Below are 10,821 nucleotides of genomic sequence, written 5' to 3' on the forward strand. Positions count from 1 at the left end.
CGGCGAGGTGAAACGTGACGAGGACATGCGGCGGCTGATCACAATTCCGGGCGTTGGAGCGATCACGGCGGCTTCCGTCAAAGCGCTGGTCCCGGATCCTGAAGGATTCAAATCCGGCCGTCACTTCGCCGCCTGGCTGGGACTGACGCCAAAGCCCCATTCTAGCGGTGGCAAGGAACCGCTCGGCGGCATATCGAAAATGGGGAATCCGACGCTCCGCTCGCTGCTTGTTTGTGGCGCGACGTCGGTCTTGCGACGCGTGAAGGGCAACGAGAAAGCGCCGAGATGGCTAATCGCGCTTTTAGCGCGACGGCCTTTCACGGTAGTCGCGGTCGCGCTTGCCAACAAGATCACGAGGATCATCTGGGCGCTCCTCACCAAGGGCGGAAGCTATCGAAATACTGGCGTGGCAAGCGGCGCAGCACGTGCCTGAGCCGAACGACGACCAGAACAGCCTGCCCGGCACGTAGCCGGACAGAGGCGAGGTGCACAACTAGACGATGACCCCACGGGACGAAATCCCGAGGCGAGAGAGGCCGGCGCGACAATGCGCTTAAAGCGCGTCAGATTGATCAGCCCCTCGCATCGCGAATTTCATCGAGGCCAGCGGTCCACCACCGCGCTGAAAGGCCGGACATATGACCGCACCGTTCCCGGAGGACGAAATGTCTAAAAAAGCACTTGCCCGCGAGGTCGCGCTACAGCTGGTCATGATGTGTCGCAACGAGGTGTTTGCGAGCGCTGCACAAGGGCAATCTCGACCATGTGGCCTCCGCAGACGGGCCAAATCGAGGCGATGACCAGTGAGGATGGCGGAGCGCTCGCGGTAGTCGACAGCTTTGGCAGGCGGAGGCGGCTCTGGCGCCTCGAGCGCCGCTCGGATGCGCACGAGGTTGGCGGCGCGGCAGGCGTTCGCCAGGAACCCAAAGTGACGGATGCGGCGAAACCCCTTCGGCAATAGGTGGAGCAGAAAGCGACGAATGAACTCCTCAGTCTCGAGCGTCATCACTTTGGATTTGTTGCCGGCGCGATAATCCTTCCCGCGAAAGCGGACGTGGCCCTGCTCACAGGTAAGGAGCCGGCCGTTGGCGATCGCAACGCGATGGTGTAGCGCCCGAGATAGGCCAAAACCTGTTCTGGTCCGCCGAAGGGACGCTTGGCATCGACGACCCACTCGAGCTTGCGGAGGGCGTTGAGATGGTGGTCGAATGCCGCCGGTTCGGCGAGGTGACCAAGGTGGCCGAAGAACTGAAGCTTGGTGCTATCGAACGTCGCCTGCAGGCGCTCCAGGAATAGCCGACGGTACAATCGTGACAGGACACGAACGGGAAGGAAGAAGCCGGGCGACAATGAATCCAGCTTCCATCAGGGGCGATCCCGCCGCCCGGCACGAGGCAATGTGCATGCGGATGATGCGTCAGGGTCTGGCCCCAGGTATGGAGAATCGCGATCATCCCGGTCTCGGCACCGAGATGCTTCGGGTCGGCGCTGATGAGACGGATCGTCTCGGCTGCCGTTTTGAGCAGGATGTCGTAGACCACCGCCTTGTTCTGCAGCGCGATGGCGGCCACGGGCGCAGGCACGGTGAAGACGACGTGGAAATAGGGGACCGGCAGCAGGTCGGACTGGCGATCAGCGAGCCATTGGGCGCGTGCTAGGGCTTGGCACTTTGGACAGTGCCGATCGCGACAGGTGTCGCAGGCGACGCGAACCAGGCCGCAGTCGTCGCACCGCTCGACATGGCTTCCGAGCGCCGCTGTGCGGCACGCCTCGATGGCCGCCATCACACGGCGCTGGTCGGATGAAAGCCGAGAGTCCTGCGCGGCACGAAACGCGGCGCCGTGGCGGCGGAAGATGTCCGCCACCTCAAGCACGGGGCGCATATGCGCAGCTCAGTCGGGTGGGATCACCGTGATGGAGAGCCCATCGAATGGGCTGGTTGTGCGGGCGAGCAGATTGGTCGCAACCTGTGCGTAGCGCGCGGTCGATCCGAGGTAGTTGTCCGAGCGGACACGCACCATAATGCTCTCCTTCTATGTCATTGAAAGTCAAAGGGCTGCTGAGCGGGGATCGGCTGTTAGCGGACGATGCGCGGCGTTCTGCGCGCGATAAGCGGCAATGCCCGCGGCCTTGAATGCCCAGGACGCACCGCGACATACCTGCCGTCCCTTGATAATGCCGAGCCGGGCCATGCGCAGCGCCGTCATGACACTCACATCAAGGATTTGCGCCGCCGCTTCAAGCGTGATCTCGCCACGCTCGGCCCACTCGCTCTCGCGATGAACCGCAATGCCATAATGGCTGCGAAACGAGCAAACGCGTGCCTGGGTCCAGCCATTGCCGCGCCCCGTCGGCTTGCCGGCGCGATTGAGCAATCGTGCGATTTGCTTGTCGGGCATCTGGCGCGCCAGCTGCCGGACCAGGGTCACGGTGTCCTCAGGAGCTGTCCAGCGATGCTCACCAGCGGTATTCATCTTGAGCTTCAGCGCTGTGTGATCGCCGCCCTGCCAATGCAGCACCATTTCGATGAAGCCGTTCTCGATGCGCGCGATGATCTCATGCAGTGCCGCGCGTAGGATCCGCTTGCGAGTCGCAGCACTCGCGGCCGGATGCGACCAGGCGCGCTCCAGGTCTGCACCGAGCTGCATCAGGTGCTCGCGCTCCTTCTCGCTTAACGGCTGCGGCCTTTTCGCGTCCAGTGCTGCCGATTTCACTCTCGATCCGATGCACCGCCTGTAGCGCCTCGTTCCAGCGGCGCTCCAACTCGCCCGCTACCAGCCGATTGGCAGGATCGACACTGTCGTATTGTCGGCGCTCATGGGCAGTCTCGTAACGTGCTTGAGCGAGTGCCAACTCGAGCTGCCGCCGAGCCGCAGACATTTCAGTGGTCTGAGCTTCGAACGCCCTGACCGCAGCGTCCATGCCGAGTGGCCTCAGGACATGCAGAAGCTCCGTAGCGACAGCCTGATCCGCTGTGAGGCCTCCGAAGGAGATGCACCGCTCGGTGCCATGGTTCACGACGGCGCCTTGGCAGTAGTAGCGGCCAGACTTGCCGCCGTAGCCCACGTACAGTTTTCGGCCGCAATGGCCACATCTGAGCAGGCCCGCGACAATGAGCGCGCCCCGCCGTGCCGCCCCGCGCGCGATGCCGCTGCCTTTTCCAGTCGCGTTATCCGCAATCACCCGCTGGTTCATCTCGAACCTCCCGTGTGATGTAGCCTTCGTGCTGATCTTTGAGCAGCACGTCCCATTCCGCGCGGGAGCGCCGAAGTCCGCGCCGCACGCGTTTTCGCCCGTCCTCCACGATGACCTTGCTCATCGTGCGCCCGAAGGCATAGGCGCCAGCATAGACCGGATTGGTGAGGATGTTGTGCACGGTGTTGTAAAGCGGCCGCTTCCAGACAATGGAGCGTCCTACCTCGTCACGCGACTTGGCGGGCAGCTCGATGCCTTCGTCTCTGAGCCACAGATGCACCTGACGTACGCTCTGGAACTCCGAGAATTTTGCGAAGACGAGCCGCAAGGCATCCTGCACCCGCTGATCGGGTTCCTTCTCGATGCGGTCGCGACCGGTTTTTCATGTAGCCTGCCGCAACGCCGAGGAATAGCGCGCCGCGCCGCGCCTTCTGCTTCAATCCTCCTGGAGCGTTGGCGGAACAGCGACAGCTCAAGCTCGCTCATCGTGCCCTTCATTCCGAGCAGCAAACGATCATTGGGGTGGCGAGGATCGTAGATTACGTCCTCGTCGAGGAGGATAGTTCCGACCAATCCACAGAACTCGATCAGCGTATGCCAATCACGGCCATTGCGGGCGAGGCGCGATGCCTCGATCGCGAGCACAGCGCCGACCTGGCCCTCGCAGATCGCCGTCAGCAAGCGCTCGAAACCTGGGCGGTTGACGTCGCCACCGGAGCGACCGAGATCATCATCGATCACCTCGACACTAACCCAACCGAGCTGGCGTGCACGATCCGCAAGCCCATGTTGTCTGCGCCGGCTCTCGTGATTGTGCACCAGCTGTCGGCCGTCGACTGACGGATGTAAACGTACGCTTCGTGCAAGATGTTCAGATGTGATCTTGGTCATCGCTGATCTCCCCGCTTGCAAGCGCTGTCGCGATCTCGCGCAGCAACACCTGCATCAGCATCGCCAGCACAACCTTCTGTGCTGGTTCCAGCACGACGCGAGGCTCGCCCTCGTCGAACAGGCCCAGTTGGGGATTTTCGAATTGGTGTGTCATTTCCGTCTCTCTCCTGCCGTGAGTCGGACCGGAGAAAGCCTAGAAGCGCATCGGTCTCCGCGCGCAGCGAGCGCAGGGTTTCAAGAGAAAACTGCGGCTCGGCCAACAGCATGAAGCGCGCTGCAGGTTCGTGCGTCATCCATGCCGGGATGCAGGCAACCGACCCGTCAGGCTGCGGAATGACGACCAGATCAACGCCGCGATAGGCGAATCGTCTCTGAACAAGTACGGTCGCGCCATAGCGGGCGATGAAACGGATACATGATCCGCCCCTCGATCGGCTGTTGGCGGGCAGTTTGTCGTTGTTTCGAGCAGAACCTGGATGATCCGGATGTCGGTTCCGTTCTCGAGAAGATGTGTCGCGAAGCTGTGGCGCGGCGTGTGCAGCGTGAGGCGCTTGGTCAAGCCCGCAGGCTTCACCGCCGACCGACAGGCGGCATGCAACACGGTCTGATCGATTGGATGGTCTTCGTCGCGTCCCGGGAACAGATAAAGCCGCGACCGGGCGAGCCGCCAGTAGGTGCGCAGGATGCCCAGCAGCTGGGGCGACAGCATCACGTTGCGATCCTTCGCGCCCTTGCCGTGGCGCACCTGGATGACGCCGCGGGCGCTGTCGATGTCTTCGATCCGCAGTCCCGCGACTTCGGAGGCCCTGAGTCCGGCCGCATAGGCCGTGGTGAGCGCGGCGCGGCTCTTCAGGCTGGACACGGCCTCGAGGAACTGAACCACTTCGTCGGCGCTGAGCACGACCGGCAGCTTGCGCGGTCCTCGCGGATAGGGAATGAGTTCCGGGATCAGCGCCTCGCCGAGCGTGACGCCGTAGAAAACCCGTAGCGCACAGACGATCTGGTTCAGCGCCGGCCATGAGATGCCGGTCGAGACCAGATGCACCTGGAAGGCGCGGACGTCTTCCAGTTCCAATCGATCCGGCGATCGGCCAAAATAGCGGCTGAACTTCGAAACCGCGCTGATGTAGGATCGCTGCGTCGCCGGCGACAGATTGCGGACGGTCATGTCTTCGATCATGCGGCGGCGAAGAGGGCTCAAATCGGGCATCTCGATACTCCTGTCTGAGGGGGGCTGCAACACCCACATCCTCTCAGCGGCGATCTACGCCTCACGCCGCGGCAGCGGCTTCGTTGTGTGCCGGGCATGCTCAATAGCTCGGAAGTGAAAGTCTTCCACCCAACCTGATGGAGGTGAAGGGTTAGTGAAACGCAAGGGCTGCCGTCGCGAGGCGGAGTCTGAAGGAAGCGTGGATCAAAGGTGCGAGCCGATGAACAAAAACCGGATATGAGGCGCAAGCGTCGGACGAGCGGGCGACACATCGCGAAGTCCAGCTCCATCAAGGATGCGAGTAGAGTCGAGGAGAGGCGCGGTGACTTGGGCCGTGCGGCAACGTCCCGTTTCCTCTCCCCGCTCATCAAACCGGACGTGCCGATTTCCGGCATCCGGCTTTCCGACTGGTTTCATCACATGGCACGCGGCAGCGGCCCCAGATGCACGCGGCGGAGCCGCAGCACACCGGCGGGCCCGAAGACATGGTCAGCGGGGAACCTTCGTGTGCCGCGTCCTTGCACCTTGCACCGTCTTCGCAGGAAGTGTCGCACGCGATCATAGACGTGATTGTCGACCGCCCGGTAGGCCATCAGCCGCGTGCCGTAGCTGAAGTAGCTCGACCAGCCGCGCAGAAGTCGGTTCAGCTGGTGCGTACCTCAGGTCACGGATCTTTGTTGCCGGAGACCAGAAGCCCATCGATTTTGCCTTTGAGCCTCTGGACGCTCTTCCTGGAAGGGCTCGCGCTCAGGTATCGGCGACCCGTCTTGCGGTGGTACTCGGGCCCAAACGTGTAGCCAAGGAAGTCGAAGCGTTCCTTGCGGGCATCCTTCAACGTGGTCTTGGCCTCGTGAGCGTCAGCCCGAGCCGGGTCATCACGTCCTCCGTCCACGCCAGCGCCTCAGCCGCATGTCCGCGACTGAGAATGACGAAGTCGTCGGCATACGAGACGACATGTGCGCAGAATGCCTCGCCGCGTCCGGTTGTTCGCCAGTGCTTCAGGAAGCGGTTCATATACAGGTTGGCAAGCATCGGACTTGCGACCCCGCCTTGCGGCGTGCCTCGCGTGTTGCGCTTGCCTCCCGTCATGCGCCGCCGTCCCCCACCATCGCCGTCCGTCTCCTCGATCGGCGCCTTCAACCACATCCTGATCAGCCGCAAGACGTGCCGATCGACGATGCGTCGCGCCACCGATTTGAGAAGTTCCGAATGCGGGATCGTGTCGAAGTACTTCGATAGATCGGCGTCAACCACGTCGGTGTAGCCCCGGCCCAGCAGCCGGTGCACTTCCTTGACAGGGTCGGTTCCACCGCGACCGGGCCGATAGCCATAAGCGCTGTCTTCCAGGTCCGCTTCAAAGATCGGCTCCAGCACCAACTTCGCAGCGCTCTGAACCACCCGATCCCGGATCGTCGGGATGCCGAGCGGGCGTTCGCCGCCCCCCGGCTTCGGGATCATCACACGCCGCACCGGTGCCGGCCGGTACGTCCTCGTGGTCAGTTCCTGTCTCAGGCCCGCCAGCCATTTCTCTTCGCCCGCCGCCGCAATCGCCGCGAAGCTCTCTCCGTCCACTCCCGGCGCTCCCGCATTGGCGCGGGCCAGTGCATAGGCGTGGCGCAGAATGTCTTCTCGACAGATCTTGTCGTAGAGCAGGTAGAAACGAAAGGCGGGCTCTGCCTTCGCCTTGCAATACAGCCTCCTCTGAAGGCTCCTGATCTTTACCGGTGTTTCAAGGCTCATCGCCAATCACCTGATCCTCACCCTCTTCGTCAGCGCTCCAGAAGTCAGGGTCCTTCCCTCCACCAGAGTTACCCGGCTTCATCGGTACTACGTCCCTGTCCGACTCCCGTCGGGGCCGCCGCCTTAACGCGACGTTGAGGCCGCTACCCTCGCCGCAACGGGTCTCCCCCGTTACCCGCATCACCCTTCCAGCGTGCCGTTCCCATTACCCCGGCGGATCGGACAGGTGCTCACGTCGATTGCTTCCCCATCCGTGCGGCCTTCCCCGTTACGCTGGCGGGTCGGCATCCGCATCTTCACTTTCGAGGCCTGCTCAGGATTCACTCACATTACGGCCCGCTGGATCGCTCAGCCGCCCAAGGCGACCTTTGTCACGAGGCTTCAGATCAGCCGGTTACCCAACCAACCTGCTCGTCAGCTACCAGACTTATCGACAATTATCCGGGTGGATTCCTCCTCCACTGGTGACACGCGCCCTTCGGGGCACACAGCGTAGATCCGGCGGTTGTGCACCGAAGGCGATTGAGCTTACCCCGGGAGATCTGCCCGGTGTCGCCCTCGGGCGACTGAGACGGCCGCAAGGCCGTCTGACCACCGGGCAGAGCTCAGCTGAGGGCGTATTAGGTCAGGCTGTCGGCAAAGCTATTGAGGCACTCCAAGGCCGAAAGGTGGAGAAACAGATAGGCAGAGCCGGAAACGATGGCTGAAGGCCCGAACGATTGAGAGAGCAAGTAGGACTGGTATCTCGTGAATAGAAAGCGGCAGAACAACCAGCGAGTGCTGGCCTTGGAACCGAGGGACCGGGGTGAAGCCCCGGCACGCGGCGACGGGGAGACCGAACCATTCATGGCGAACTCAGTCACCGAAAACTCGGCTTTCACAGAACAACTAATGGAGGAGGTGTGCGACCGAGAGAACCTCGAAAGAGCGTGGAAGCGTGTTAGAAGGAACAAAGGAAGCCCTGGCGTTGATGGGATGACCATTGACGACGCGAAGGCGTTCCTGCGTCAGCACTGGCCAAACACTCGGTCTCAACTGCTCGACGGAAACTATCGGCCGCAGCCGGTTAAGCGGGTCGAAATCCCGAAGCCGGATGGCGGGGTCAGGAAACTCGGCGTCCCCAGTGTCGTCGACCGCCTGATTCAACAAGCCGTGCTACAAGTTCTCCAAGAGCGATGGGATCCGACGTTTTCGGAGCACAGTTTCGGATTTCGGCCGGGGCGGTCCGCTCACCAGGCTGTAGCCCAGGCACAGCGTTACGTCGCCGATGGCTACAACGTAGTGGTTGATCTCGATTTGGAAAGATTTTTCGACCGAGTTAACCACGACATCCTGATGTCGCGCGTCGCCGCACGGATACCCGATAAACGCGTGCTCAAGCTTATCCGGGTATTCCTGAATGCCGGGGTATTGGAAGATGGTTTGGTCCGACCGGTGGACGAAGGGACCCCACAAGGCGGTCCGCTCTCGCCCTTCCTCAGTAATATCGTGCTCGACGATCTCGACAAGGAATTGGCTCGACGTGGTCACCGATTCTGCCGTTACGCGGATGACTGCAACATCTATGTTCGCAGCCTCCACGCCGGCGAAAGGGTGAGGGCCTCGATCAGCCGGTTCCTGACCGACAAGCTCCGCTTGAAAGTCAACGAGGCCAAAAGCGCGGTCGCGCGACCCGAGAAACGTAAATTTCTCGGATTCAGCATTGCGAATGACGGGAGCGAGCGACGCATTGCGCCGAAAGCCCTCGACAAGTTCAAAGACCGAATCCGGGAAATCACATGCCGGACGCCAGGGGTCAGTTTGCAGAAGATGATCGCAGACCTCACGCCATACCTCATCGGATGGCGCGGGTACTTCGGCTTCTGCCAGACGCCGCGCGTGCTAACGAACCTGGAAGCCTGGATCCGCCGGAGACTGCGTTTGTATCTCTGGCGGCAATGGCGGAACGGGCATAACCGATTCACGGAGCTTCGCCGCCTCGGCATCGCGAAGTTCGCCGCATCGGTCGCTGCCGGTTCACCGACGGGACTCTGGCGCATGTCCGGACACCCGGCGGTTCAACACGCCCTACGAAATCACGTGTTCGACTCTCTTGGTCTCCCCCGAATCTTCATGCCTGTGCCGGCTTAACTCATCGAACCGCCGTGGTACGGACCCGTATGCCCGGTGGTGTGGGAGGGGTGGCGTCGCGAGACGTCCCCCTATCCCGATCAATCTATGATAGAACGACGATGCAGTCTCATACCGGGTCCTCTGGTGAAAGCAGCAGGAATCTACTTACCGCTCGAAGTTCACGGTGGCCGCGATATTGATGACTTCTGGGTTGTCTGGCACAAACAGCGCTATCGCATTCATGAGGGGCAATCGGGCAAACTAGCATTGGCACTCTTCAAAGTGGCCGCACCGATTTGGCGGTGGACTCGTTCTTCCTCATCCTAGCAATTTGCATGCCACTCGCGGAATCTGCTTCACTTGAAGAGAGAAACCTGCCTGCCTACTTCCCGTGTCCGTGGTCGAGTTACTTTTAGAGGATTTGCGACAGTCGCGGTGAGCAGGAGTGGCGCCGCGGATGATGTACAACCTTTGTTCATGATTTCGGGCAGGACCGCCTGCTGTTTGCGAACGCGACATTCGGGCTACAAAGCGCCATTTCCGCAGAGCCTGGTGATGCGTTCGGATGGAGGCGAGACGTGGCCCTCGCACATTTCTATCAAGCCAACAAGGGTACGTGCTGATGATGAAGTTCTTGCGACTCGCAGGGACTACTCAGCGTCAGGATCGAGGATCTTGTGGCACACGCAGCTGCTCAACAGGGCAACCATAGCGCGAGCTGGTGGGTAGAGGACATAGGAAACTGATATCGGCACGAAGACATTCACACGATGCCATGGGCTCGAATCGACCACGACCTGGGTTCCAGCCGACAGGATGGGCTCTAGCACTACTTTGGCAGATTGTTGATTTTGTCTCGTTTTATAGGATTCCCGAATCAATTTTTCAATGATTCATGGGTGGTCGGCTCTTGGAGGGCTGACCATGCCGGGATGGGAAGACGAACTCGAACGCTGGCTGATGCCGTTCTTGGACCGGCTGGGTCATAAGACCCGACAGCGGATGTGTCCTCTGTATGTTGCGGGACTGATCGGTCCTGGCGATCGCAAAGCATTCAGCCGATGGCGGAACGCCTTGCCACGAGCAACTACGACCAGTTGCACCATTTCATTGCGGACGGTGTCTGGGACGCGACGCCGCTGGAGACAGAGCTGCTCAACCAGGCGGACCGACTTGTCGGCGGCAGCGATGCGGTGTTGGTTATCGATGACACCTCACTGCCGAAGAAGGGTGAGCGCTCGGTCGGTGTTGCGGCTCAATACGCGTCGGCTCTCGGTAAAACGGCAAATTGCCAAACGCTGGTGTCTTTAACGCTTGCGCGCGGGGAAGTGCCCGTGATGGTCGCGTTACGTCTCTTTCTGCCTGACAGCTGGACAAGCGACATGCCTCGCTTGAAGCGCGCTCGCGTGCCAGTCGAACACCGAACGCCGCGGTCCAAGCCGGAGATCGCTTTGGCCGAGATTGACCGCGCGATGGCAGCCAACATACGCTTTGGATGTGTGCTGGCGGATGCAGGATACGGCCTCAGCGCGCCGTTTCGACAAGGGCTAACAGAGCGCGGGCTGGCCTGGGCGGTCGGTATCCCTCGGCACCAGAAAGTGTATCCGGTCGATGTGAAGCTCATTTGGCCGATCACCAAAGCCCGTGGCAAACCACGAAAGCACCACGTGCCC

General features: G+C 61.4%; 9 protein-coding genes and 4 pseudogenes. 3 read left to right on the top strand and 10 right to left on the bottom strand.

Going from position 1 to position 10,821, the window contains the following annotated elements:
* A partial coding sequence (locus tag IVB48_RS32400; RefSeq protein ID WP_247406512.1) for a transposase occupies positions 1 to 433 on the top strand: 433 nt, incomplete at its 5' end.
* Positions 434 to 708: 275 nt separating this feature from the next.
* On the opposite strand, the pseudogene IVB48_RS32405 reads toward IVB48_RS32400, so the two are convergent.
* The 10 genes and pseudogenes from IVB48_RS32405 to IVB48_RS32445 form a co-directional block, all read right to left on the bottom strand.
* A pseudogene (locus IVB48_RS32405) lies at positions 709 to 1,883 on the bottom strand (IS91 family transposase).
* A 9-nt stretch (positions 1,884 to 1,892) separates the two neighbouring features.
* Positions 1,893 to 2,021: a hypothetical protein gene (locus IVB48_RS41230; RefSeq protein ID WP_256468933.1), complete on the bottom strand. Its 129-nt coding sequence runs from the start codon at positions 2,019 to 2,021 to the stop codon at positions 1,893 to 1,895.
* A 27-nt stretch (positions 2,022 to 2,048) separates the two neighbouring features.
* Positions 2,049 to 2,714 (bottom strand): hypothetical protein, encoded by a 666-nt coding sequence (locus IVB48_RS32410; RefSeq protein WP_247406524.1) that lies wholly within the window; start codon positions 2,712 to 2,714, stop codon positions 2,049 to 2,051.
* Positions 2,715 to 3,043: 329 nt separating this feature from the next.
* A pseudogene (locus IVB48_RS41445) lies at positions 3,044 to 3,195 on the bottom strand (hypothetical protein); the annotation flags it as partial.
* A complete protein-coding gene (locus IVB48_RS32420) occupies positions 3,170 to 3,535 on the bottom strand; it encodes a recombinase family protein (RefSeq protein ID WP_247406514.1) in 366 nt (121 codons plus the stop codon). The pseudogene IVB48_RS41445 and the gene IVB48_RS32420, both read right to left, overlap by 26 nt.
* Before the next feature lie 140 nt (positions 3,536 to 3,675).
* Positions 3,676 to 4,086, bottom strand: a pseudogene (locus tag IVB48_RS41450) (recombinase family protein); the annotation flags it as partial.
* The gene (locus IVB48_RS32430; protein ID WP_247406515.1) at positions 4,067 to 4,240 is read right to left on the bottom strand and encodes a hypothetical protein; all 174 of its coding nucleotides are present in this window, start codon (positions 4,238 to 4,240) and stop codon (positions 4,067 to 4,069) included. The pseudogene IVB48_RS41450 and the gene IVB48_RS32430, both read right to left, overlap by 20 nt.
* A gap of 135 nt (positions 4,241 to 4,375) precedes the next feature.
* Positions 4,376 to 5,296: a site-specific integrase gene (locus IVB48_RS32435; RefSeq protein ID WP_247406517.1), complete on the bottom strand. Its 921-nt coding sequence runs from the start codon at positions 5,294 to 5,296 to the stop codon at positions 4,376 to 4,378.
* A 416-nt stretch (positions 5,297 to 5,712) separates the two neighbouring features.
* A complete protein-coding gene (locus IVB48_RS32440; RefSeq protein WP_247406519.1) occupies positions 5,713 to 5,889 on the bottom strand; it encodes a hypothetical protein in 177 nt (58 codons plus the stop codon).
* Between the two features lie 238 nt (positions 5,890 to 6,127).
* The gene (locus IVB48_RS32445) at positions 6,128 to 7,036 is read right to left on the bottom strand and encodes a reverse transcriptase domain-containing protein (RefSeq protein WP_247406521.1); all 909 of its coding nucleotides are present in this window, start codon (positions 7,034 to 7,036) and stop codon (positions 6,128 to 6,130) included.
* Positions 7,037 to 7,927: 891 nt separating this feature from the next.
* Between IVB48_RS32445 and ltrA the strand changes: the two genes are divergently transcribed.
* Entirely contained in the window at positions 7,928 to 9,166 is a 1,239-nt protein-coding gene (gene ltrA / locus IVB48_RS32450) for a group II intron reverse transcriptase/maturase (RefSeq protein ID WP_247406523.1), read from the top strand.
* Positions 9,167 to 10,036: 870 nt separating this feature from the next.
* Positions 10,037 to 10,821 (top strand): annotated as a pseudogene (locus tag IVB48_RS32455) (IS701 family transposase); the annotation flags it as partial.

This window comes from Bradyrhizobium sp. 76 (assembly GCF_023073025.1).
GTDB lineage: Bacteria > Pseudomonadota > Alphaproteobacteria > Rhizobiales > Xanthobacteraceae > Bradyrhizobium.

What these genes read in the sequence shown, in the direction of transcription:
- IVB48_RS41230 (WP_256468933.1), bottom strand. Translation starts at nt 2,021, where the DNA reads ATGGTGCGTGTCCGCTCGGACAACTACCTCGGATCGACCGCGCGCTAC.
- IVB48_RS32440 (WP_247406519.1), bottom strand. Translation starts at nt 5,889, where the DNA reads ATGGCCTACCGGGCGGTCGACAATCACGTCTATGATCGCGTGCGACAC.
- IVB48_RS32430 (WP_247406515.1), bottom strand. Translation starts at nt 4,240, where the DNA reads ATGACACACCAATTCGAAAATCCCCAACTGGGCCTGTTCGACGAGGGC.
- ltrA (WP_247406523.1), top strand. Translation starts at nt 7,928, where the DNA reads ATGGAGGAGGTGTGCGACCGAGAGAACCTCGAAAGAGCGTGGAAGCGT.
- IVB48_RS32435 (WP_247406517.1), bottom strand. Translation starts at nt 5,296, where the DNA reads ATGCCCGATTTGAGCCCTCTTCGCCGCCGCATGATCGAAGACATGACC.
- IVB48_RS32445 (WP_247406521.1), bottom strand. Translation starts at nt 7,036, where the DNA reads ATGAGCCTTGAAACACCGGTAAAGATCAGGAGCCTTCAGAGGAGGCTG.